At 63.2% G+C, this 20,560-nt stretch carries 27 protein-coding genes; 19 read left to right on the forward strand and 8 right to left on the reverse strand.

Annotated features, from left to right (window positions below):
- The 3 genes from AB1346_11660 to AB1346_11670 form a co-directional block, all read left to right on the forward strand.
- On the forward strand, positions 1 to 279 hold a 279-nt coding region (locus tag AB1346_11660), incomplete at its 5' end, for a phosphohydrolase (protein ID MEW6721096.1).
- A complete protein-coding gene (locus tag AB1346_11665; GenBank protein ID MEW6721097.1) occupies positions 276 to 581 on the forward strand; it encodes an MGMT family protein in 306 nt (101 codons plus the stop codon). The genes AB1346_11660 and AB1346_11665, both read left to right, overlap by 4 nt.
- Entirely contained in the window at positions 541 to 1,401 is an 861-nt protein-coding gene (locus tag AB1346_11670; protein ID MEW6721098.1) for an alpha/beta hydrolase, read from the forward strand. The genes AB1346_11665 and AB1346_11670 overlap by 41 nt, the downstream gene beginning before the upstream one ends.
- A 34-nt stretch (positions 1,402 to 1,435) precedes the next feature.
- On the opposite strand, the gene AB1346_11675 is transcribed toward AB1346_11670, so the two are convergent.
- A complete protein-coding gene (locus AB1346_11675) occupies positions 1,436 to 2,071 on the reverse strand; it encodes a PEGA domain-containing protein (protein MEW6721099.1) in 636 nt (211 codons plus the stop codon).
- A gap of 246 nt (positions 2,072 to 2,317) precedes the next feature.
- On the opposite strand from AB1346_11675, the gene AB1346_11680 reads away from it, so the two are divergent.
- Positions 2,318 to 3,859 (forward strand): IPT/TIG domain-containing protein, encoded by a 1,542-nt coding sequence (locus AB1346_11680; GenBank protein MEW6721100.1) that lies wholly within the window; start codon positions 2,318 to 2,320, stop codon positions 3,857 to 3,859.
- 8 nt (positions 3,860 to 3,867) lie between these two features.
- Here the strand turns inward: AB1346_11680 and AB1346_11685 are convergent, their stop codons facing one another.
- Positions 3,868 to 4,173, reverse strand: coding sequence for an isoamylase early set domain-containing protein (locus tag AB1346_11685; protein ID MEW6721101.1), 306 nt, complete (start codon positions 4,171 to 4,173; stop codon positions 3,868 to 3,870).
- Positions 4,164 to 4,700 (reverse strand): response regulator, encoded by a 537-nt coding sequence (locus AB1346_11690; GenBank protein ID MEW6721102.1) that lies wholly within the window; start codon positions 4,698 to 4,700, stop codon positions 4,164 to 4,166. Before AB1346_11690 ends, AB1346_11685 begins: the two co-directional genes overlap by 10 nt.
- Before the next feature lie 153 nt (positions 4,701 to 4,853).
- Here AB1346_11690 and AB1346_11695 point away from each other — a divergent pair, with 153 nt between their 5' ends.
- Positions 4,854 to 5,912, forward strand: coding sequence for an NAD(P)-dependent alcohol dehydrogenase (locus AB1346_11695; protein MEW6721103.1), 1,059 nt, complete (start codon positions 4,854 to 4,856; stop codon positions 5,910 to 5,912).
- Positions 5,913 to 5,955: 43 nt separating this feature from the next.
- Positions 5,956 to 6,363: a heme-binding protein gene (locus AB1346_11700; GenBank protein ID MEW6721104.1), complete on the forward strand. Its 408-nt coding sequence runs from the start codon at positions 5,956 to 5,958 to the stop codon at positions 6,361 to 6,363.
- A 60-nt stretch (positions 6,364 to 6,423) separates the two neighbouring features.
- Here the strand turns inward: AB1346_11700 and AB1346_11705 are convergent, their stop codons facing one another.
- Positions 6,424 to 6,918 (reverse strand): nucleoside deaminase, encoded by a 495-nt coding sequence (locus AB1346_11705; GenBank protein ID MEW6721105.1) that lies wholly within the window; start codon positions 6,916 to 6,918, stop codon positions 6,424 to 6,426.
- A 151-nt stretch (positions 6,919 to 7,069) separates the two neighbouring features.
- Between AB1346_11705 and AB1346_11710 the strand changes: the two genes are divergently transcribed.
- Positions 7,070 to 8,500 carry a hypothetical protein gene (locus AB1346_11710; protein MEW6721106.1) on the forward strand — a complete coding sequence of 477 codons (1,431 nt, stop codon included), beginning with the start codon at positions 7,070 to 7,072 and terminating at the stop codon, positions 8,498 to 8,500.
- Between the two features lie 54 nt (positions 8,501 to 8,554).
- On the opposite strand, the gene AB1346_11715 is transcribed toward AB1346_11710, so the two are convergent.
- Both AB1346_11715 and AB1346_11720 read right to left on the reverse strand, forming a co-directional pair.
- On the reverse strand, positions 8,555 to 9,823 hold the full coding sequence (locus AB1346_11715; GenBank protein ID MEW6721107.1) for an aldehyde dehydrogenase family protein: 1,269 nt from the start codon (positions 9,821 to 9,823) through the stop codon (positions 8,555 to 8,557).
- 9 nt (positions 9,824 to 9,832) lie between these two features.
- A complete protein-coding gene (locus AB1346_11720) occupies positions 9,833 to 10,963 on the reverse strand; it encodes a hypothetical protein (protein ID MEW6721108.1) in 1,131 nt (376 codons plus the stop codon).
- Between the two features lie 124 nt (positions 10,964 to 11,087).
- On the opposite strand from AB1346_11720, the gene AB1346_11725 reads away from it, so the two are divergent.
- From AB1346_11725 to AB1346_11755, 7 genes are all read left to right on the forward strand, one after another.
- Positions 11,088 to 11,354 (forward strand): zinc ribbon domain-containing protein, encoded by a 267-nt coding sequence (locus tag AB1346_11725; protein MEW6721109.1) that lies wholly within the window; start codon positions 11,088 to 11,090, stop codon positions 11,352 to 11,354.
- 2 nt (positions 11,355 to 11,356) lie between these two features.
- Positions 11,357 to 11,746, forward strand: a complete 390-nt coding sequence (locus AB1346_11730; protein ID MEW6721110.1) for an OsmC family protein — start codon at positions 11,357 to 11,359, stop codon at positions 11,744 to 11,746.
- Positions 11,747 to 12,003: 257 nt separating this feature from the next.
- Positions 12,004 to 12,249 carry a hypothetical protein gene (locus AB1346_11735; GenBank protein MEW6721111.1) on the forward strand — a complete coding sequence of 82 codons (246 nt, stop codon included), beginning with the start codon at positions 12,004 to 12,006 and terminating at the stop codon, positions 12,247 to 12,249.
- 321 nt (positions 12,250 to 12,570) lie between these two features.
- Positions 12,571 to 12,780: a hypothetical protein gene (locus AB1346_11740; GenBank protein MEW6721112.1), complete on the forward strand. Its 210-nt coding sequence runs from the start codon at positions 12,571 to 12,573 to the stop codon at positions 12,778 to 12,780.
- Positions 12,781 to 12,841: 61 nt separating this feature from the next.
- Entirely contained in the window at positions 12,842 to 13,114 is a 273-nt protein-coding gene (locus tag AB1346_11745) for a hypothetical protein (protein MEW6721113.1), read from the forward strand.
- A 266-nt stretch (positions 13,115 to 13,380) separates the two neighbouring features.
- Positions 13,381 to 13,605, forward strand: coding sequence for a hypothetical protein (locus AB1346_11750; protein MEW6721114.1), 225 nt, complete (start codon positions 13,381 to 13,383; stop codon positions 13,603 to 13,605).
- A gap of 92 nt (positions 13,606 to 13,697) precedes the next feature.
- Entirely contained in the window at positions 13,698 to 14,252 is a 555-nt protein-coding gene (locus tag AB1346_11755) for a hemerythrin domain-containing protein (GenBank protein ID MEW6721115.1), read from the forward strand.
- On the opposite strand, the gene AB1346_11760 is transcribed toward AB1346_11755, so the two are convergent.
- The gene (locus tag AB1346_11760) at positions 14,240 to 15,517 is read right to left on the reverse strand and encodes a purine/pyrimidine permease (GenBank protein MEW6721116.1); all 1,278 of its coding nucleotides are present in this window, start codon (positions 15,515 to 15,517) and stop codon (positions 14,240 to 14,242) included. The two genes, AB1346_11755 and AB1346_11760, sit on opposite strands and share 13 nt — an antisense overlap.
- Before the next feature lie 183 nt (positions 15,518 to 15,700).
- Between AB1346_11760 and AB1346_11765 the strand changes: the two genes are divergently transcribed.
- Both AB1346_11765 and AB1346_11770 read left to right on the forward strand, forming a co-directional pair.
- The gene (locus tag AB1346_11765) at positions 15,701 to 16,225 is read left to right on the forward strand and encodes a VOC family protein (GenBank protein MEW6721117.1); all 525 of its coding nucleotides are present in this window, start codon (positions 15,701 to 15,703) and stop codon (positions 16,223 to 16,225) included.
- A gap of 114 nt (positions 16,226 to 16,339) precedes the next feature.
- Positions 16,340 to 16,792, forward strand: coding sequence for a PaaI family thioesterase (locus AB1346_11770; protein ID MEW6721118.1), 453 nt, complete (start codon positions 16,340 to 16,342; stop codon positions 16,790 to 16,792).
- Here AB1346_11770 and AB1346_11775 read toward each other — a convergent pair.
- The gene (locus AB1346_11775) at positions 16,755 to 18,086 is read right to left on the reverse strand and encodes a VWA domain-containing protein (protein ID MEW6721119.1); all 1,332 of its coding nucleotides are present in this window, start codon (positions 18,084 to 18,086) and stop codon (positions 16,755 to 16,757) included. The two genes, AB1346_11770 and AB1346_11775, sit on opposite strands and share 38 nt — an antisense overlap.
- A 132-nt stretch (positions 18,087 to 18,218) precedes the next feature.
- Here AB1346_11775 and AB1346_11780 point away from each other — a divergent pair, with 132 nt between their 5' ends.
- From AB1346_11780 to AB1346_11790, 3 genes are read left to right on the forward strand one after another with little or no spacing between them, the layout of a single operon-like run.
- Positions 18,219 to 18,791 carry an RNA polymerase sigma factor gene (locus tag AB1346_11780; GenBank protein ID MEW6721120.1) on the forward strand — a complete coding sequence of 191 codons (573 nt, stop codon included), beginning with the start codon at positions 18,219 to 18,221 and terminating at the stop codon, positions 18,789 to 18,791.
- Positions 18,788 to 19,858, forward strand: a complete 1,071-nt coding sequence (locus AB1346_11785; GenBank protein MEW6721121.1) for a zf-HC2 domain-containing protein — start codon at positions 18,788 to 18,790, stop codon at positions 19,856 to 19,858. Before AB1346_11780 ends, AB1346_11785 begins: the two co-directional genes overlap by 4 nt.
- A gap of 34 nt (positions 19,859 to 19,892) precedes the next feature.
- Positions 19,893 to 20,354, forward strand: coding sequence for an acyl-CoA thioesterase (locus tag AB1346_11790; protein MEW6721122.1), 462 nt, complete (start codon positions 19,893 to 19,895; stop codon positions 20,352 to 20,354).
- The last annotated feature ends 206 nt before the right edge of the window (positions 20,355 to 20,560 follow it).

A 20,560-nucleotide genomic window follows, 5' to 3' on the forward strand; every position in this document is an offset into this window, starting at 1 on the left:
GGAAAATACCAGGAGGCGGAAGGGCCTGCCGTGGCTGCGGAAATGCTTATGGAACTTGATTATTCAAAAGATGTCATCAATAGGGTTTGCTACCTGGTGGGTCATCATCATACATATACGGAAATCGACGGAATAGATTATCAAATACTGGTTGAAGCAGATTTTCTTGTTAATATGTATGAAGATGAAATGAGTCCGGATGCAATAAAATCTACTCTAAATAAAGTATTTCGAACAAAAACCGGAAAATGGCTTTGCGAAACCATAAACATCAAATGAATTATATTTCGAAGCCGTTTTTTGAACAAGTGTACACCGTTGTCAAGCAAATACCTTTCGGCAGAGTGATATCATACGGCCGGATCGCCCGGATGCTGGGGCGACCGCATGCGGCGCGAGAGGTCGGTTGGGCCATGCGTTGTTGTCCGGAGCATTTGCCGGCGCAGCGGGTCGTCATGGCGGACGGATCCATCACAGGCGGCATGTATGCGGATATACGCAAGGCTCTTTTGGAAGCCGAAGGAGTGGTTTTCCTGACGGATGGCCGCGTCGATATGGAGTCGTGCCATTGGCCCGGGTGAGCCGCACGCAGTCTTGCAGGGCAACTTGATGAAAATGCTTGTCCTGGCCCTGCTCGTCTCAGCCTTCCTTTACATGGGATTGCTGTTCCTGTTCCAGGAGAAACAGATCTACTTTCCCGACAATCCGACTCGAGAGAAAATGCTCGCCGAGGTCCGTCGTCTCGGCTTGGCCCCCTGGCCCGATGATGAGGGATTCCGGGGGCTATTGCGAGAGCCGACGGGCCGCGTCCGCGGAACGGTCGTGATGTTTCACGGGAATGCGGGGCATGCCGGGCACCGGGAGTGGTATGCGGGCGTCTTCATCCGGTTCGGTTTGCGCCTGATCCTTGCCGAATACCCGGCTTACGGCTCGCGGGACGGATCGCTCGGGGAGAAGTCGCTGGTTGCCGACGCCCAAGAGACGCTCGCGATGGCTCGGCAACGGTTTCCGGGGCCCCTTCTTCTCGCGGGGGAATCGCTCGGAGCCGGTGTCGCCGCCGCCGCGGCGAAGTCCTCCGGCGCGGACGCTGTCCTGCTGATCACTCCCTGGGACAGGATCCAAAGCGTCGCGCGCCATCACTTTCCGTGGCTTCCCGTCGGCCTGCTTCTGCGCGACCGTTATGACAGCAGCGGGAATCTATCGGGTTACAGGGGCCGCGTCGCCGTGGTCATCGCGGGGCGCGACAGCATCGTACCGCCGGAGTTCGGCAGCCGCCTGTTCGAGGACCTCTCCGAACCCAAACGGCTTTGGGTGGTTCCCGCCGCTGATCACAACGACTGGATGGATCGCGTCGATGCGGTGTGGTGGCAATCCGTCGTCGATTTCCTTGTCGACGGTTAACCCTGTCGAGCAACTTCTGGAGCTCCGGCTTAGATCAGGTTGATTCCTTACCTAAAAACAACTCCACGACTCTTTCGGAAAAATCGGGTGCCTCCGAATAAGCTTGTGACAGCCCCTTGATCTTCATGATAGCCGCATCGGAATTCTCATCGGCTATTTTCAGGATTCTCAACAAGGTTTTTACGTATTCTCCACGTCCTGCGTTCAGCTCTTTTATTATGTCTGAATGGTTAGAAACAATGAACAATTTGACTTCTCTTCTGGCTTCATATATGTCCATGCCGCTTGTCAAGGTATTTATCGGATCAAGTGTTATATAATATTGATCCGGAGAATATTCCAGCATTCCTTTGGTGAGCGCATCCGTGCCTGAGGATAGATCAAAAAATAATAATCCTACGATATTACCCCAAAACCAATTGCTCATTTTCGTAGTCAAAAGCATCTTTTTGGGATAATATCCTTCTTTTTCCACTAATAGGTACTTTCCGGTATCTTTATTTACATCAACGCTTATCGGAGAATTTCCGACAAATACATTGTCTATGCTGATCATAGCGTTGTCCGGAGAAGATGAGACAGATATTTTTTGCGATGTCCCGGTAACAAGGGTCGCACAGCCATAAGAAGAGACCATCGCTATCAAAATCACCATTAACATTTTCTTCATGGTTTTTGCCTCCGAGAAATATTTACCTGCTTCTTGCGATGATGCGTAACGGGGGCGCATAAACGGATACATGGTATAGGGCGGAGCCGTTTAGTTCAATACATAAGGCGGTTTCGGAGCTCCCGCAACCTCCGCGTCCCGGTTGGGATCGATGGAGGGGATCGATGGATTGCACCACCTGTCTTCCTCAAGTACCATGCAGGGGACCGTCCCGGGTGGCCAGGTAAATCCGCAAGGAGGGCAACGATGACTTACGGCAGATCGGCGCGCTTCTCGGCAGCGGCAGCGATGATCCTGTTTTCCCTGGCCTTCTCAATCCCCTCCCACGGAATCGACGCTCCGGGCATCAAGACCATGAGCCCGCCCGCGCAAACGACTACATCGCCCTACCAGGTCCAGCCGGCTCCCAAGGCGGGTCCGGCGGGGATCGGTTCGACCGGCGCGTCGGAATGCATCCTGACCTCGGTCTCGCCGGTGGCCGCCGAGGTGGGGAACGAGATCGTGCTCACCGGGCAGGGGCTGAGCGGGAGCTGCTCGGTCTATTTCCAGAACGCCTCCGGAGGGGCCTACGCCGCGGGCAGCCAGACCATCAGCCCTACGCAGATGAAGGTCATCGTGCCTGTCCTGGCTTCGGGGATGGGGACGATTTCGGTAAGACCCAGGAACAGCGCTCTTCCGGCGGGCATCCAGGCCGCGATGGGCGCCAAGCCCTTCGAGGTGAAGCCGACGGTGCCCGTGCTGCAGAGCGTCTCGCATGCTCCCGCCACGACAGGGGAGCAGATCAACGTTTACGGATCGAACTTCAAGCAGGGCGAACCGTACGGCGCATGGTTCGTTTCCTCCACGGGGAAAAGGGTGCCTGCGCCGCCGCTTACCTGGCTTACCGCGACTTCGTTCCGTGTCACCGTGCCGGACCTGGAGCAGAACTTCGGGTATCAGGACGGCGCCCAGTATCCGGATACCTTTTTCGTCACCCGGGGGAGCACGCCGAGCAACCGGCTTCCTCTGAAGGTCCTTCCCGCGCCCCGCTGCCTGTTGAAGACCGTCACACCGGTGGCGGAGTATGCCACGGGGTTCGTGACCCTGAACGGAAGCTACATGCTTCCTGAATGCGATGTCCTCTTCCATTCATCGACGGGGCAGGTGTTCCCGGCCACGAGCAAGCACATCAGGGATTACGGACTCAGCGTGATGATCCCCGATATGCCGGGCGGCAAGGGGTACATTTCCGCCAAACCGGCGGGAACCGCCGCGACGGGCGTCAAGCTCCCCTTCGAGGTCAAGGCACTGACACCCTTGCTGGCCGTGAGGGCCGATCAGATGGATATCGGAGGGTTCGGGCAGAAAATCATGCCTGCCGGTCCGCAGGGGGTAAAAATCTATAAGTCCAACATCACCAAACCGAACGTCCCTCCGTTCGAGTGCCAGGCATCGTACGAGGTGTACCGGAACGGCAGTGTCTACACTTACGTGTACAGCTTCAAGATCGAGGAGTTCGCCGTCACCCAGAGATATCTCAAGTGGATGGGCATCAACTGGCCGGACCGCAACGACGGCGCCTTGAAGTATGGAGTCATCCTGTCCAAATCGGGCATGAACAGCTATGAGGCGAATTACGTCAAGGGGGAGATCCGGCCCGGGGATTGGTTCCTGATCGGCGGGGGAGGAAAGAAGAGCTTCTGCGTCTATATCCAGTCGAAGCGCCCGCCCGCGCAGGGAAAGACGGTCCAGATCGACGACTTCCAGTCGTGGCCGATCTTCATCTACGACTTCATGGCTCCGCAGTAACGAGATGATTACGGGACGATCCTGACGCAGTTCTCCCCGCCGAATTCATTCGCGACGCAGTCGGCGCAGGAGGGATCGTTTTCCCAGCCGCCGTCCGCGATCAGGCGGTATTCGTATCTCCCGGGTTCCAGGGAGAGAGTCGCCTTCCAAATTCCCTTCCTGTCCTTCTTCATCGGGTTCGCGCGGGTATCCCATCGGTTGAAATTCCCCGCCAGGAACACCTCTTTCGCCTCCGGGGCGGAATATTCGAATTTCACCTTTTTGCCGATCGTCTCGGCGGCGCCGTTGGTTTTCGCTTTCTCCCTTATTGCCATGTCGACGGACCCCCTTTTGTCTTTGATTCCATTGGCCGGAAGGACCGTGGTTTTCCGTGAGCGAGGTCTTCCATCAGGGTCTTGACGCACTCGAAGGCGGCCGGCTTCTTGATGAGATGATCGATCCCGGCACGCCGGAGATCGGATTTCGTCAAACCCGTGGGATACCCCGCCATCAGAACCTTGACGGCGGTTTTCTGCAGGTCCCGGATGAGGTTGAAAAACGCCACCCCGTCGGTCTTCCTCATCCAGTAGTCGCACAGGATGAGGTCGAAGATCTCCTGCGTCACGGCCTCGGTCGCTTCCGAAAAATCCGTCGGCGAGACGACGCGGCACTCCTCATTTCGCAGGGAATCGACGAGCTTGTCGCGGAGCACCGGCTCTTCTTCCCAAACGAAGATGTTTCGGATGGCGGCTCGCTCCTTGTTGCTGTATTGTCCTGTTGCGGGCAGCGTTTGATGATCAGCAAATGACATGCCGGAAAATAAACCGCAGGTCAGCCGGGAAAACCAGCGAAACGTAGGCATTTTTTCGTTACCCGTTCGGATGGCGGAGAGGGAGTTTTAAGAAAATCGTCATTCGGTCTGACAATATTCTCAGAAAGCGGATCGAGAACAAGCGCTACCAGGGACGCAATCGGATCATCGAATACGAATCGAAACCTGCAAAAGGAGAGATCCATGTACAACGCCAAGGCGTACTCCGTTGCCGGCGAGACATCGCCGTTCGCCTCCACCAGGATCCCGCGGCGCGACGCCACCGATCGCGACGTGCAGATCGAAATCCTCTACTGCGGCATATGCCACTCCGACCTCCACACGGCCCGGAACGAGTGGGCCAGCGTCATGCCTACGGTCTACCCCTGCGTCCCCGGCCATGAGATCGTCGGGCGGGTGACCAGGGTCGGCTCCGCGGTCAAGAAGTTCAAGGCCGGCGATCTCGCCGCGGTCGGGTGCCTGGTCGACTCGGACGGCGCCTGCCCCGAGTGCAGCGCGGGGCAGGAGCAGTTCTGCCGGAAAGCGGTCTTCACGTACAACTCCCCGGACAAGCATCTCGGCACCGTCACCTACGGCGGGTATTCCGAAAGCATCGTCGTCGACGAGCGCTTCGTGCTGCGGGTCCCGTCCAACCTCGAACTCGCCGGCGCCGCCCCGCTGCTCTGCGCCGGGATCACGACGTACTCTCCCATGCGCCGCTGGGGCGTGGGCAAGGGGAAGAAGGCCGGCGTGGTCGGACTCGGCGGGCTGGGCCACATGGGGGTAAAGTTCGCGCATGCGTTCGGGGCCCATGTCGTCGTCTTTACGACCTCGCCGGGCAAGAAGGAAGACGCGCTTCGCCTCGGCGCCGACGAGGTCGTCCTCTCCCGCAACGCCGACGAGATGAAGAAACATGCAGGCAGCTTCGACTTCATCCTCGATGCCGTCTCCGCCGAGCACGACATCAACGCCTACATCAACCTCCTCCGCCGCGACGGCAACATCACGCTCGTCGGAGCTCCGGAGAAGCCGCTCCCCGTCGGCGCCTTCGGACTCCTGTTCGGGCGCCGCAGCCTCTCCGGCTCGCTCATCGGCGGCATCCCCGAGACCCAGGAGATGCTCGACTTCTGCGGAGCGCACAACATCACATCCGACGTCGAGGTCATCCCGATACAGAAGGTCAACGAGGCGTACGAGCGGCTGCTTAAGTCCGACGTGAAGTACCGCTTTTCCATCGACATGGCTTCCCTCAAATCCGAGTGATAGGATCGGGGAACCATAGAAGACGGAACCGGAGGGTATCCCGATGATGTACGGCCCCCCCATCGACCTGGCAACCGCGAAAAAGGTTGTCGAGGCAGCGGAGGCAGAGGCGACCAGGAACGGATGGACCGTGGTCATCTGCGTCGTCGACAGCACGGGCCATGTGGTGCTCCTGGAGAGGATCGATCATACCCAGTACGGAAGCATCGATCTCGCCCGGGCGAAGGCGCAGACCGCGCTCGACTACAAGCGGCCCACGAAGTCGTTCGAGGAGGGGATCGCGGCAGGCGGGTTCAACGTTAGATGGCTGTCGGTGAACGGCGTCTGCGCGCTGGAGGGCGGCATCCTTCTGCAGCGGGACGGCAGGATCGTCGGCGCCATCGGAGTCTCGGGCGCCAAATCCACGGAGGACGCCCAGGTGGCCGAGGCGGGGGCGAAGGCGCTCCTGTAATTCCTTATCGCGCCGCACCGCTTGCCCGCGCGCCGAAGCGAGCGGACATGCGGCTTCCGCTCAATATCTCGCCCGGTCCGGGTCGGCTGCGTACGCCTTCAGCAGCTTCTGCGCCTCTTCGTCCGCCACATGGATGCAGGGGATCTTGCGCTTCTCCGGGAGAACGGCCATCTGTTCGTAGAGGAACCGGTCGTCGAAGCCGATGCCGGCCGCGACGTCCGCTCCGAGGCCGTAATAGACCCTGTCGATCCTCGCCCAGTAGGCGGCGGCGAGGCACATCGGGCACGGCTCGAAGCTGGTGTACAGCTCGCAACCCTCGAGGCGGAAATCCCCGATCCGCCGGCAGGCCTCGCGGATCGCGACGATCTCCCCGTGCGCGGTCGGATCGTTGGAGCCGACGACGCGGTTCCAGCCCTCGCCGACGATCTCGTCGCCTTTCACGACCAATGCGCCGAAAGGGCCGCCGTCGCCCGCTTCCAGCCCCTTGCGGGCCAGTTCGATCGCGCGCCGGAGAAAACGTTTCGTACGCTCCCGGTCGCTTGGAGAGTTTTCCATCTGCGGATCCTCCCGATTTCTTTCCATTGGGATGCCGAGGAAAGCTACGGGAATCGCCGTTGACACTCGTGCCGCGAACTCAGGAAAATGAGGGGTCATTCACTGGGTCCCCGGCGAAGCCGACGGGAACCATTACGAGGAGGGGTATAGCATGCATCGGATGGGAAGAGCATGGTTCGTCCTGCTGTCGATCCTGCTTGCGGCGGTCCTGCTCCCCGGCGGAGCGCGCGCCGATTTCGACCTGTCCTGGTCCGCGATCGAGAACATCATCAACGGCCTTCCGAAATCGGCCGAAACGGTGCGGGAGCTTTCCCCCCCGGGCGTCAACCCGAGGATCTTCCTGATCTACATGCCGAACATCCAGCAGGCGGAAACGGAGTACCGGAACATCACGTTCGCCCCGGGCGGCAAGGTGAGGATCGACGCGGGCGGCTGCGCGCAGCCCGGCGCGACCTTCCCGCCTTCCGCGACCTGGAAGCGGTACGTCAACCCCATCGACGGGAACGGGAATCCGTTTCCCGGCCATTACGGTCAGGTCGGCCTCACGGGGGCGATCAACGGCCTGCAGCCGATCCAGAATTACAACGGAAAGGTCATCGACATCCCCAAGAACCTGGGCAACCCCACGCAGCTCGGCCAGTTCTACCTGCGGCTGGGATACGTGGACACCAATTACGGCGACAACGGGTACTGGGGCAGGATCAACATGTTCGGCGTCCCCGACGACGGCCCGAAGATGCAGTGCCTCGGCCAGCGCGAGGCCTACGTCCTCGTGAGGGTGTGGGCGCCCGCGTTGACGCTGAACCCGCTCGGCGCGGTCTCGCTCAAGGCGCAGTCCAACGGGAAATTCGTCTGCGCGGAAAACGCCGGGACGCTGCCGCTGGTCGCCAACCGGGACGCCGCGGCCCAGTGGGAGACCTTCGAGCTGTTCGACGCGGGGGCGAACCGGGTCGTCCTCAAGGCGGCGGCGAACGGCAAGTTCGTCCGCGTCGATCCCTTGAAGCTGTTCGCCCTCGTCGCAGACCGGGACGCCGCCGGCTCGTCGGAAACCTTCGAGAAGGTGGACATGGGCGGCGGAAAGATCGCCCTCAAGTCCATGGTGAACAACCTGTTCGTCGCCGCGGATCCCGGGGGGAAGCTGCCGCTGTACGCCAACCGCCCGTCGCCGGGGCCCTGGGAGACTTTCGTCCTCGCGGGCGGCGGCCAGAGCGGGGCCGTGCTCGGAGCGCAGCCCGGGGTGCAGCCCTTCACGCAGCCGGGAATGGTCGTCGGGACCATGGCGGGGGCGACGCCGGTCCAGGGGACACCGGCCGGCGGGAAGACCGTCGCCTGCGCGCCGAAGATCACGATCACGACGAAGATCGACGACGGGTGGGTGAAGGCGAATTACGGCCCGTCGGCGATGACGGCCAACCAGAACAACTTCGACGTGTTCATATACTCCTCAAACAGCACGGCGGCGCCGGGTTATGTGTCGTGCCACTACATCAGCGCCAACAGGGACGTCGGCAACCTCTTCTTCAAGTTCCCGTGCAAGAGCGCCGTCAAGAACGGGGAGCACTCGTATTCCTGCGCGCCGTGACCGGTCCCGGCTGAAAACGAAACGGGGGATGCGGCCGGAAACGCGCATCCCCCGCTACGGCATTGAAGTCTCGACGCTCAGCAGCTTCGGCCCCTGCTTGATCCGGAACGTTCCGCCCGCCGTCTCCCAGATCCAGCCGGAGTATCCGTAGCCCCCGATGGCCTTGATCACGAAGGCGCCGCGCCAGGACTCCTCGCGGGGGATGTTCAGCGCGATCGTTCCGAACCTCCCGAAGGTGTAGGCCGGGACCGGATGGCAGTAATCCTCGCCCGCCAGCTCCTTCGCCGCATCCGCCGCCTCCTTCCCGCCGAAGAGCGCCGCGCGCAGCCCGTATTTGTGGGCCTTCGCGCGGGCAACGACCTCCTCTTTCGTATCGAAGGGAGAGGTGAACGCCACGGGGCCGAAGACCTCCTCCCGCATGCCTAACATGCCGTCCGTGGCGTCCCGGACGATCGTGGGATGGATCAGGTTCCCCTCGATCCCGCCGCCGCAGACGATTTTCGCACCCATCGCCGCCGACTCCTCGAGCTGCTCCCGGATCCGCGCGACCGCCAGGGAGCTCGCCACGGGGGAGACGTCCGTCCGGGCGTTTTCCGGGGAGCCGGCGACGAGCGCGCGGACGCGCTCTTCGAACCGCGCGAGGAACTCTTCGTAGATCGAGCGGTGGACGAAGATCCTTTTCGGGGCGATGCACGTCTGTCCGGAGTAGGAGAACTTCGAGGCCAACAGGTCCTCGAGGGCAAGGCCGAGGTCCGCGTCGGGGAACACGATGAAGGGATCCTGCCCGGGTCCCTCGAAGACCAGTTTCTTTCCGCTTTCGCGGAACGCCTTCTCGTAGGGGAGGATGTTTTCGTCCGAGCCGAACGCGATCACGGCGGAGACGCCGGGATCCTCCAGCGACCGCCGCAAAAACTCCTTCCCGCTCTCCCGCGTGAAACGGATGTCGTCTCCGAAGATCGGCCGGTAGAGCGACTCCGTGAGGGCGGAGAGGCCGGATCCCTTCGAGGAGAATTTCACGTTCACGCGATTCCCCGCCATGTAGAGCGACGCGATCGCGGTGTTGAGCCAGGAGCTGCCGTTGTAGGAGAGCATGAGGGAAACGGAGGAGCCCTCTCCGCCGAGGGGACGCCTTCCTTCGAGGATCGGCCTCGCGTCGGGGAACATCCTGAGCCGCGAGATCGTGACGCCCACTTCCGTCTCGCTGTCCTTGACGGTGAACAGCAGGTCGCGGGCCGCCTCCCGGGCGATCCGCGCCCGATTCTTCCCGAGGCTCTCCGCCAGCTCCAGGAGCTTCCCGCACCGTTCGTCGTAAAGTCGGGTCACGTGGATCCTCTACCTCTTCCTCTCCATCCTCTGCCAGTTCTTGTTGCTGCCGACATTGGGGTTGAAATCGCTCTGGTCGCTGAAGACGTATTCGCTGCCGTCGGTCCAGGCATTGCGCATGCCGGTGGGTAGCTGGATCTCCCGGTCGTTCACCGGGTCGCGGTAGGTGTCCACGCCGCGGACCGCCTCGCTGTACTTGTCGAAGATGCGGTCCTGCGCCGCGCTGCGCTGCCGATATCCCTTGACGATCATGTCGCTGACTTCCTGCTGGCTGCGCCGGATCTGCTGCATCCGGTCGAATACGGCCTGCTGGTGTCGAAGCTGCTCCCGGGTGACGGTGGCGGCCAGGCGGGTGCCCGCCTCGGCCCAGGCCGGATTTTCCAGGTAGCTGTCGAGCATCACACGGAACAGCGGCGCCCGGCCTGCCATCTCCTCGGCCGGCGCCTGGAAGCTGTTGACCTGGGTGATCCACGTGACCGACGTCACCGGCCCGTACATGCCCTGCAGGTACGCCGTCATGCGGGTGACCGCCACGGTCAGCTCCTCGACGATCACGCGCCCCTGCCTGCGGTACTGCACCCGGAGGTGCCCCGCGTCGGAGGCGAGTTCGAACCGGAAGGTGAACGGCGAGATCGTGTGAAAGAGGGCCATCTGGTGCTCCGCGATCTCCCGGGTCTTCCGGGCCAGCTCGGGCAGCGCCGCGCTTTCCAGCACCTTCAGGTCGCCGATGTCCTTGCGGTGGCGCGGCAGGAAGACGTTGCGGAGGAAATCGACGGCGCTCACGGGCGCCATTATCTCCGTGCCGGTCCGGGCGTAGGACATCTGCAGGTTGGGATCCTGGGACCAGAAGAAGTTCTCGTGGGGGAAATGCTCGAAGAGCGACCGGCCGTCGGGGCTTGCGGCCTTGAAGGCGATGGTCGCCAGGGGCGGAAACTTCTGCATGTCCCAGGTGACGCCGCCCTGGAAGCGCCATTTCTCCGGGACCAGCAGGCGGAACGCTTCGATGCCGAATCCCTGCCTGTCCATCGCCACCTGCTTGTGGAAGCGCATGGAGCGTGGCGGGGCCGCCCAGGCAAGGGAGTGACCGGCAAGAAGGCCGGCGACGACCAGCAGGAGCACGGGGCGGAATCGCCTTCGCATCGTTCGCCTCCCGGGATGACGGGGAACTTCCCCCTGGTATCGGTCCAGTTTGAGTTTATCACCGCCTCCTCCTCACCCGGCGTTGCGTTACAATACATGTTGATATCGCCGGATTGGAGGAAGGATGCTCATCACATACGAATACGAATGCGGTTCCTGCGGATACCGGTTCGAGCGCGACCAGGCCATCAGCGACAAGCCGGTGGCGAAATGCCCCAAGTGCGGGAAGAAGCCGCAGCGGCTGATCAGCGGCGGGAGCGGGTTCATCTGGAAGGGAGGGGACAACGGCCCCGGCCGGTTCACTTCCGTCGACGATACCGCGCGCCTCGGGCGCACGGGCAGGACCCGCGTGACCCCGGAAGGGAAATCCGCCCGCGGGAAGGGGAGGTAGCCATGTACCGGCTCGTCCTCAACGGGACTCCCCGCATCGACGTTGCCTACCGGGACAAGACGATCTCCTACGCGACGGACGGCTCCCTGGTCAATCCGCTGGAGGCGACCTACGCGGCGCTGGCCGGCTGCGCCGGCGTGTACGCGATCAAGGCCTGCAAAAAGCTGGGGATCTCCGACGCCGGCATCGACATCCAGCTCAAGCCCATGGTGAAGGCGGCCAACCCCGCCATGCCGGGGCGCATCGTGACCACGGTATCCTTTCCGCCGCACATCGGCCGGGAGCAGCGCGACGCGATCCTCGAATCGATCGGGGAATGCGCGGTGAAGAAGCTGATCCGGAGCGGGTCGGACGTGGAATTCCAGGTCGCGGAGGCCGAAGCTGGCGGATAAGCTCTGTCACGGGTAACTTTTTTTATATTCAATCGCCCGGAACGGGGGCGACCTTCGGGTTCCTTCATGTAACTCGCTGTTTTTCTTGTGATTTATCCCCAGTGCGGCCCGGGGTTATGATGGGATGGGAATCCCGGGGGCCGATCCCGAGAATCGCTCCTGAAATTGAAACTGCTGTTAATCAATTTCCTTCCTAATAACTGGGGGAATCATGTTCGTCAACTCTTGAGAGACGTGTGTAAAAAGGGGGTGACGTCATGACTCGCAAGATCCTCATAATGATGCTGGCGTTGGTGTTCGCTGCGTCGACGCCTGCGGTGCTTCTTGCGGGGGGCTTCGAGAAGTTCGACGACAAGAAGTTCGTCGACGACAAGAAGTTCGAGAAGTTCGAAAAGGACGACTTCAAGTTCGACAAATTCGACCGCAAGTTCTTCTTCGACGATGATCCGTTCGAAGACTTCTTCTTCAAGAAGGCGTTCTTCCACGGGTTCTTCGACGACTGACGCTTGCTGGTAGATGTGCCTCTTCCGCCCCGGCCGACAAGACGACACGGGGAGGGGTGACCGGGGCGGAAGGACGGGCGGCGGGGGAACAAAAAATCCCGTCGCTTTTTTCATATCGGCTGATTATTCAACGGTTAAATAGTATTTCCCCGCAGGAATCACTGGTGGTTCCCGAGATGGTTCGACAAGTATCTTTCTTGATAACGAAACTTCCCTTGAGCGATTTCATTCATAGGTTTCAAGGTGAGTCGCATTCATTATCTCGGAGTACGTGGAGATAGTGTGGAGATAAAAGCGTGCGCAATGAGGAGGGTGATATAGATGATTCGCAAAATTCTCATATTGTTATTCGTGGCGATCTTCGCCGCGTCGACGCCGTCGGTGCTTCTTGCGGGTGATAAAGACGACCACAAGAAGATGGATATGGACGACCACAACAATAAGATGGACAAGGACGACGACGATTTCGATGATCTGGAAGACCTGTTCGACCTTGGCGATGTGTTCGATCTGGAGGACCTGCTCGACTAGGCGTGTAGAAGACTGGCCGGCGAGTATTTAGAAAGCCGTAAGCATCAAAGGGGGTGATGTCATGGCTCGCAAGATAAACATACTGTTGCTGGCGGCGTTCCTTGTCGCATCGACGTCGGCAGCGGCTCTTGCGGGAGATTTCGAGAGGGATGACGGCTTCAACGGGTTCGGCGTCAATCCGTTCATCGCCAATCGGTTTGTCGTCAACCCGTTCATCGCCAATCCGTTCCTCGTCAATCCATTTCTCGCCAATCCGTTCGTCTTCGATCCGTTCAACCGTGGCTTCTTTTTCGATGATGACGACTTTTTCTTCGGCGGGGATAGGGATGACTAGTCGGGAATGACCGGCGCTCGGGCGGCGGGGTCCGGAACGGTCCCCGCCGCTTTTTTTGTATCGATCAATGGCCCATGCAGGCGCTGGGCGGCGTCGCGGGTGCCCAACGATGCCATTAATTTCGGGCTGACCGGTCTGCCGGAACGCAAGGGACGGGCTTCCGCGCGAGAGATATTCGCGCGGGTCATTACATGCGGCGGAAAAAATCCGCGGAGACGGACCTCTCCCGCTGCCGGGGGCATCCAAAAAGCGGAGGAGGCACGGACATGGCGAACCCATATATCTGCGGAATGTGCGGGAAGCCGATCCTCGAAGAGGAGCACGTGGAGGGGTACCACGGCCAGATGAAGACGTGGGAGCCGCTGCACACGAAATGCGCCGAGGCGATCCAGACGCTCGCTAAGCGTACCGGCCAGGAAGGACCGCTCATCCGGGACGGATTCGCCGGCGCAATGGCTTCCCCCAAGGCTTCTTCGAAACGAGTGGCGTGACATACGCATGACCTGGGCCGGGCCCGCGGAGGGAACCGCCGTCCGGCCCAGGCGGATTCGACCGTTTCCTGCCCCACGGTTGTGAGAGGAACATGACGCCTGCAACGGTTCTGAAAGAGGAGCATGCCGGGGTCGGGATCATGCTCGGCATCCTGGAGAGGATCTGCGACCGGCTGCAGGAAGGGACGTATCCCGATCCCGGGCACATCGAGAGGATCCTGGAGTTCCTGAAGGTCTTCGTGGACACCTGCCACCACGGGAAGGAGGAGGACTTCCTCTTCCCGGGGATCGCCGAGGCCGGAGGGCGGGAAGAGCGGGAACTTGTCGCGTCCCTCCTGTCGGATCACCGGAACGGCCGGTCCTTCATCCGGGGGATGGAAGAGGCTTTTCCCGCTGCCCGGAAAGGGGACGGCCCCGCGGTGAACCGGTTCGTCGGCAACGCGCGCAAATACATCGCACTGCTGCGGTCGCACATCGACCGCGAGGACCGGGAGCTTCTTCCCCGGGTAGATGCCGTCCTCGGGAAGGAGCGGCAGGAAGCTCTCGTCGGGGAATTCGAGCGGATCGAGGAGGAGCGGATCGGCCGCGGCAAGCACGAGGAGTTCCATCTCCTCATGGACCGGCTCAGGGAGATCTACCCAGCCTGACGCTCCCGGAAGAGACGGTCAAGAACAAGTACCGTAACGATCCCCACCACGAACCCGTTCCCGGCGACCGGGCGCAGCATCGCGGGGATTCCCTCGAGCGCGGCCGCGGGCAGGAACGCCGTGACCGTTCCCGCCAGGAGCGGAAGCCCGATCACAAGCCCGTCCTCGAACCGAAAAGACCCGTCCTGGAAAGCGGCGATCATGCCGGCGGCGACCTGTCCGGCGAGCGTGTACACGAGGATCCCGCCGATCACCGTCGGCGGGATTGCCCCCACCGCCCCGAGGACCGCGGGGGAGAACGACGCCAGCAGGAGCAGGACGGCCGCGGGAACCAGGGGGAACCGCGAGCCGCAGCCGCTGGCGGCGATCACGCCGGGGCTCAGCGTGTAATCGACGGGACCGATGACGCCGAGGGCCCCCGCGACGACGTTCGCGATTCCCGCGACGGTCATTCCTCTCCGGGTGCGCCGCTCCATCCCGTCCGGGCGCAGCAGCGGTTTCAATCCCTGCATCGAGCCGATCTCGTTCAGGGTGAAGGCGAGGAAGCAGAACAGGAACGACACGATTGTTCCGGGATCGAATTCCGGCCGGGTCAATCCGGAGAAAAACGGCGCCAGCGCCGCCGGCCGGCCGCCGGCGCCCGCGGCTTCGCCGGTCCCGAACATCCCGAAGAACGCCGCGGCTCCGGCCGCCATCCCGCCGACGATGAGGAACGGCCGAACGGCCGCCGGCAGGAAACGGTGCGCGAGGAAGAGCGCGAAGACGAAAGGCCCGGCGAAGGCGAGGCGGCCGGAAGGCGTACCGGCGGATCCGCCCGCAAGAAGACGGGCGATCGTAGGAGCCAGAGTGAAGGCAATGAGAAGGACCACCGTCGCCGTTACCCGGCGGGTGAAGACTCCGCGGAAGACGTCGAAAAGTCCGGCCGCCGACAGGAGCGCGAGGAGCGCGCCGCAGAGCCCGGCCGCCGTGTAGACGGCGTCCGGCGTCGCCCGGCTCCCCAGGATGCCGAGCAGAAGCGCCGAGGCCGGGCCGGCGACCAGCGTCAACCGGTGCCCGAAGAACGCCTGTCCAAGCGTCAACAGCGCCGCCGCGAACGCCGCCTTCTGCAGGTAGACGGTCCGGAAACCGGGGTCCAGGGCGTGATGATCGGCGGCGATCGTTCCGGAGATGACCACGAACGGAAGCGACAGCGCCAGCCACTGCAGGGCATAGGACGCCGTTACCGCCGCGGGCATCCGGTCGTCGAGGCCGAATCGAAGCTTCAATGGGGCACCCGTTCGCGCATCTCTTGAGATTTTAACCGGTTATGGAAAATGTGTCGCCGGAAGGAAACCGCGCCGATTCCGGATTCATCACAAAATCATGCAATAAAAGTGCGTAATAAATCGGCCATGGGGTTCCGTCCCGCCGCGACGGGTCGCGCGCGACGGGAGGAAAAGGGGGTATGGATGATGGAAAAAGCCAGGAAGCTTTCCGTCGCGGTGAAACCGATACCGGAAGGGTACCATTCCATCACCGCGTGCATGACCGTCAAGGACGCCGCGAAGGCCATCGATTGGTACAAGAAGGCCTTCGGCGCCGAGGAGTACTACCGGGTCCACGGCCCGGACGGCCGTTGCGTGATGCACGCGGAGCTCAAGATCGGCGACTCGAAGTACTTCATCGCCGACGAGATCCCGGAAATGGGCAACAAGTCGCCGGAGACGCTCGGGGGCTCGCCGTACGGGATCTATCTCTACGTGAAGGACGTGGACGAGGCATACAAGAAAGCCGTCGACGCAGGCGCCGCCGTCAAGGAGCCGCTCAAGGACATGTTCTGGGGCGACCGTTGCGGGACCGTCTGCGACCCGTACGGTTATTGCTGGACCCTTGCGACGCACAAGGAGGACGTTCCTCCCGAGGAGATGAAGCACCGGCACGAGGAATGGATCAAGGAATGGTCCAAGGGGAAGGAGTCGGGCAAGACCTGCTGACTTTGGGGTGGGGCTTGCCGCACGGACGCGGCGGGCCCCGCTCTCCACGGAAAGCGCTCCTCGTTGACGGCGCCGGCCGTTTCCATTAGTTAGATGGATGGGAGGAGCGTTTTCATGAAACCGCAGAATCCGCAGTACCGGGAACATGCCACGGACATCATCCGGAAGTCCCGTTTCGTGGCGGACATCGGTCTGGTGCTCGACGACCTGGGCCCGGGATGGTGCGAGACGCACATCGACATCCTGCCGAAGCATCTGCAGCAGGACGGCTTCGTTCACGCCGGGGTGCAGGCGACGCTGGCGGACCACACGGCGGGCGGGGCGACCGGGACGCTGGTGCCGGCGGGATTCCTGGTGCTGACGGCGGAGTTCAAGATCAATTTCCTCCGGCCCGCCGTCGGAGAGCGGATCCGGTGCCGGGCGACGGTGCTGAAGTCCGGCAGGACGCTCTCCGTGGCGGAGTCGGAAGTCTACGCGGTCCGGGGAGGCGCGGAGAAGCTGGTGGCCAAGGCGACGGTCACCCTGGCGCCTACCGCTCCCGGAGCTGGCGGTGTGAACGGTACTTGATCTCCTTCTGGATTCCCTTCGCCTCCTCCGTGCTCATGTCGGTCATCGCGTCGAGCCGGCTCCCGTACTCGGCGGCGCGCTCCATCTCGGCCTTCACGGCGGGAGACGGGGGCGCCGCGGCGAGCCCTGCCGCCGCCTTTCCGAGCGTTTCCTTCGCCTGATCCTTCTTCCCCTCGTCGGCCAGCCGGGCCGCTTCCTGCACCAGCACGCTCGACTGCGCCACCGCCTTTTTCTCCTGGACCGAGCGGTCGAACCCTTCCCGGTAGATGCGCTCGTCGCGCACCAGCTCCAGGGAGAATGCCTTCGGGGCGGCGGTCACGGTTTTTTCCGTGGCCGGATCGCGGTAGCGCAGCGCCACCTCGCCGACCTCGAGGACGCCCGTCCGGTCGCCGGTCACGTTGAGGCTCGCGAACACCGTCCTCCGCTCGCCCGCGGGAAGATCGCCCAGCCGGATGACGTAGGCATCGCCCGCCTGCCGCCACTCGCGCCCGAGCGCCGAGCCGAACCGGCAGCCGCTGCGCAGCCGGATCACGATCTCCACTTCGGAGGCGATCGTCCGCGACGCAATGCGGAGCTCGTCGGACAGCGCCGCAACGATCCCTTCCGGGTCTCCGAGATAGCGGTAGTTCCCGTCGCCCGCCGCGGAGATCCCCGCCATCAGCTCCTCGTCGAAATCGTTGCCGACGCCGAAGGTGGACACCGAGACGCCCCGGCGCGCCATGCCCGAGGAGATCTCCCGGAGCGCGCCTCGCCCCGTCACGCCGACGTTGGCCAGCCCGTCGGACAGCAGGAGGACCCGGTTGAGATATCCGCCGCGCCGGCCGCGCAACGCCTGCCGGAACCCTTCTTCAAGTCCGCCGGAAAGGAAGGTGCTCCCCCCGGGATAGAGCCCCTCGATGATGCGGTGGAGCTCCTCGCGGTTCCCGTCCACGCGGCGCGCGGGCCACGGGACCGACACCCGGTCGTCGTAGGTCACGATGGACAGGACGTCCTCGCGCCCCATCATGTCCACGAGTCGATGGGCGGCCGTCTTCACGAAGTCGAGCTTGCGGGCGGCCGACATGGAACCGCTGCGGTCGATGACCAGCGCAAGGTTGACGTTTGGCCGGTCGCGCGGGACCGCGTCGTCGGGCGCGATCACCTGGATCTGAACCGTCCCGTCGCCGGGCCCCGGGATCAGGATCGTCCGGTTCTCCGGCCGGACCTCCATGGAAAGGCGGGTTGCCGAGGCGGGCGCCGCCGCGGGCGCCGCCAGCAAGGCGAATCCGAGCAATGCGGCCGCGATCTTTTTCATGCGATTCCTCCGTTCCTCTCGGGATGTGCGCTTCGTTTCCTGCCGCATATACCCGCTTTCCGCGTCTTTTATTCCCGCCCGGTGCCCCGGGGGGGAATAAATCCCGGGAACGTATGGTATAGAGGTTATGGGATGGGAGCGGACCGGCTCGAAGAACAGGACGAGCGGCTGGCCGGGCGGGCGGCGAAGGGCGACCGCGCGGCGTTCGAGACGCTGATGACGCGCCACCGGCAGACGGTCTACCGCCTCTGCTGGTCGGCGACCGGGAATCCTGCCGACGCGGACGACGCCGCCCAGGAGACGTTCGTGCGCCTCTTCCGGTCCCTTTCCTCCTACGACCCGTCGAGGCCTTTCGCGCCCTGGCTCCGGAAGATCGCCTGGAACACGAGCCTGTCCGTGCTGCGCGACGCGAAGGTGGGCGTACCCCGGGTGCCGGAAGAGGAGGCCCCGGAGCCGGTCGATCCTTCGCCGGACCCTTCGGCGGCGGCGGAGCGGGGGGAGGAGGCGGAGCGGGTCGCGGGAGCGATGGCCGGGCTTCCGCCCGAGCTGCGCACGGTGCTGGTGCTCCGGGCGGTCGAGGGGCTCTCCTACGCGGAGATCGCGGAGTCCACGGGGGTGCCGGCCGGGACGGTGATGTCCCGCCTCTCCCGCGCCCGGGAGAGGCTGGCCGCCCTTCTGGGGAAGGGACGGGGGGAAAGGGAGTGAAGGATTGCAGGGAGATACGGCCGATGCTCGCCGCGTACCACGACGGGGAGCTTTCGTCCGCCGACCGCGCCCGGGTGGATGAGCATCTTCGCGGCTGCGCGGAGTGCTCCGCCGTCCTGGATCGTCTCGCCGGCATCGATTCGAGCGTCGGCGTTCCGGACCCGGGGCCGGAATACTGGGACCGTTTCAACCGCCGGGTCATGGAACGGCTCGATGCGGGGAAAGGCGCTCCGGCGGAAATCGTGCGGCCGAAACGCGGATGGGCGCGCAGGGGATTGCCGTATTTCCTCCCCGCGGCCGCCGCAGCGGCGCTGCTCCTTTTGGTCGTCCGGCAGACCGGGGTGGATCCGTTTTCCAGGACGGCGGTTCCGCTCGCGCCTCCGCCCTCCGCGACGACCGCGACCGCCGAAAAGGCGTCGCCCGTCCCCCCCCCGGCCCTGCCGGAGAAGAAAAAGGAGGCCGCGAAACCGGTTGCGCGGGAGGAAGCCGGTCGCAGCGACCCCCTCCGTGAGGAACGGGCTCCTGTCGGCGCTTCGGAGCGATTTTCCGACGAATCCCTCGGGAAATCGACTCTTTCCGTACCAGCGCCTTCGCCCTCGGTGCCCCGGGAGGCTCCCGCCGAGCCGGCCCCCCCTTCGCGGGCGGACGCGGCGCTTGCATTCCGGGAGGAGGAGAAGCGGGCGGGATCCGGCGCCCGGACGGAAAAAGGAGGAGAGGAGGCCGTTGCGGGCGTAGCGGCGGGCATGGAGGGCCGGGCAATGGCTAAACGGGCCGCTGCGCCGGCGGCTGCGCCATCGGTCTGCGACGAGGCCCGATCCCTGGCCGGACGTGGACGGCTCAAGGAAGCGGAGGCCGCTCAGCGCGCGTGCCTCGAGAAGGAACGCGCGCCGGAAGCGCAGGAGCGCGGGCAGCTGTTCCTCGCCGAGCTGCTCGACCGGCAGTCCCGGTTCGCCGAGGCGGACGAGGTGCTTCGGGAAACGCGGCGGCAGTTCCCCGCGAGCCGGAAGCTGGACGGCTATCTCCGGCAGCGCCCCGAAGTGCAGGGCGCTCCGCAGCCGGCCCGATAATCACGCATCCGAATATATTAAGGAAGGGGATCCGATGAAAGGGAAGCCGGTTTCCGCATCCCGTATCGTGATGGCCCAGATGATGACGCCGCTGGACGCGAACGTTTCGGGGAACGTGCACGGCGGGAACATCATGAAGCTGGCGGACTCGGCGTCCGGCGCGGTGGCGATCCGCCACTCGGGGCGCAACTGCGTCACCGCGACGGTGGACCGCTTCGATTTCCACGCCCCCGTCTACGTGGGGAACCTCGTGACCCTGTACGCTTCCTTGAACTACGTGGGGCGCACCTCCATGGAGGTGGGCGTCCGCGTCGAGGCGGAGGAGCTGCGGACGGGGAAGACTACCCACACCAACACCTCCTATTTCGTCATGGTGGCGCTGGGCGACGACGGGCGCCCCGTGGAGGTTCCTCCCCTGATACTCGAGACGGAAGACGACCTGCGCAGGCACGAGGAGGCGCTGCGGCGGGTGCATGCCCGCAGGCGGCAGACGTAAAGACCGGTCCCCCGGAAAATACCGCCCGGGGTGGATTTACGGTCTTGTTATCCGTTTTCGCCCTTTGTATGATTCAGGATATTCGCATTTATGAAGCTATTGCCGGGTCGATCCGGTATGGAAAATAAACAGGGAGGGGGTGAAAGCCGTTCGCTTTCCGGTCGCTTTGTACTGTGCGGGCGTCAACTAATTCAGAATCGGAGGGG

Source organism: Thermodesulfobacteriota bacterium (genome assembly GCA_040758155.1).
Lineage (GTDB): Bacteria > Desulfobacterota > Deferrimicrobia > Deferrimicrobiales > Deferrimicrobiaceae > UBA2219.

Bases quoted from the DNA above. Each gene is read 5' to 3' on its own strand.
- AB1346_11665 (MEW6721097.1), top strand. From the start codon at position 276: ATGAATTATATTTCGAAGCCGTTTTTTGAACAAGTGTACACCGTTGTC.
- AB1346_11670 (MEW6721098.1), top strand. From the start codon at position 541: ATGGCCGCGTCGATATGGAGTCGTGCCATTGGCCCGGGTGAGCCGCAC.
- AB1346_11675 (MEW6721099.1), bottom strand. From the start codon at position 2,071: ATGAAGAAAATGTTAATGGTGATTTTGATAGCGATGGTCTCTTCTTAT.
- AB1346_11680 (MEW6721100.1), top strand. From the start codon at position 2,318: ATGACTTACGGCAGATCGGCGCGCTTCTCGGCAGCGGCAGCGATGATC.
- AB1346_11685 (MEW6721101.1), bottom strand. From the start codon at position 4,173: ATGGCAATAAGGGAGAAAGCGAAAACCAACGGCGCCGCCGAGACGATC.
- AB1346_11690 (MEW6721102.1), bottom strand. From the start codon at position 4,700: ATGCCTACGTTTCGCTGGTTTTCCCGGCTGACCTGCGGTTTATTTTCC.
- AB1346_11695 (MEW6721103.1), top strand. From the start codon at position 4,854: ATGTACAACGCCAAGGCGTACTCCGTTGCCGGCGAGACATCGCCGTTC.
- AB1346_11700 (MEW6721104.1), top strand. From the start codon at position 5,956: ATGATGTACGGCCCCCCCATCGACCTGGCAACCGCGAAAAAGGTTGTC.
- AB1346_11705 (MEW6721105.1), bottom strand. From the start codon at position 6,918: ATGGAAAACTCTCCAAGCGACCGGGAGCGTACGAAACGTTTTCTCCGG.
- AB1346_11710 (MEW6721106.1), top strand. From the start codon at position 7,070: ATGCATCGGATGGGAAGAGCATGGTTCGTCCTGCTGTCGATCCTGCTT.
- AB1346_11720 (MEW6721108.1), bottom strand. From the start codon at position 10,963: ATGCGAAGGCGATTCCGCCCCGTGCTCCTGCTGGTCGTCGCCGGCCTT.
- AB1346_11725 (MEW6721109.1), top strand. From the start codon at position 11,088: ATGCTCATCACATACGAATACGAATGCGGTTCCTGCGGATACCGGTTC.
- AB1346_11730 (MEW6721110.1), top strand. From the start codon at position 11,357: ATGTACCGGCTCGTCCTCAACGGGACTCCCCGCATCGACGTTGCCTAC.
- AB1346_11735 (MEW6721111.1), top strand. From the start codon at position 12,004: ATGACTCGCAAGATCCTCATAATGATGCTGGCGTTGGTGTTCGCTGCG.
- AB1346_11740 (MEW6721112.1), top strand. From the start codon at position 12,571: ATGATTCGCAAAATTCTCATATTGTTATTCGTGGCGATCTTCGCCGCG.
- AB1346_11745 (MEW6721113.1), top strand. From the start codon at position 12,842: ATGGCTCGCAAGATAAACATACTGTTGCTGGCGGCGTTCCTTGTCGCA.
- AB1346_11750 (MEW6721114.1), top strand. From the start codon at position 13,381: ATGGCGAACCCATATATCTGCGGAATGTGCGGGAAGCCGATCCTCGAA.
- AB1346_11755 (MEW6721115.1), top strand. From the start codon at position 13,698: ATGACGCCTGCAACGGTTCTGAAAGAGGAGCATGCCGGGGTCGGGATC.
- AB1346_11765 (MEW6721117.1), top strand. From the start codon at position 15,701: ATGATGGAAAAAGCCAGGAAGCTTTCCGTCGCGGTGAAACCGATACCG.
- AB1346_11770 (MEW6721118.1), top strand. From the start codon at position 16,340: ATGAAACCGCAGAATCCGCAGTACCGGGAACATGCCACGGACATCATC.
- AB1346_11775 (MEW6721119.1), bottom strand. From the start codon at position 18,086: ATGAAAAAGATCGCGGCCGCATTGCTCGGATTCGCCTTGCTGGCGGCG.
- AB1346_11780 (MEW6721120.1), top strand. From the start codon at position 18,219: ATGGGAGCGGACCGGCTCGAAGAACAGGACGAGCGGCTGGCCGGGCGG.
- AB1346_11790 (MEW6721122.1), top strand. From the start codon at position 19,893: ATGAAAGGGAAGCCGGTTTCCGCATCCCGTATCGTGATGGCCCAGATG.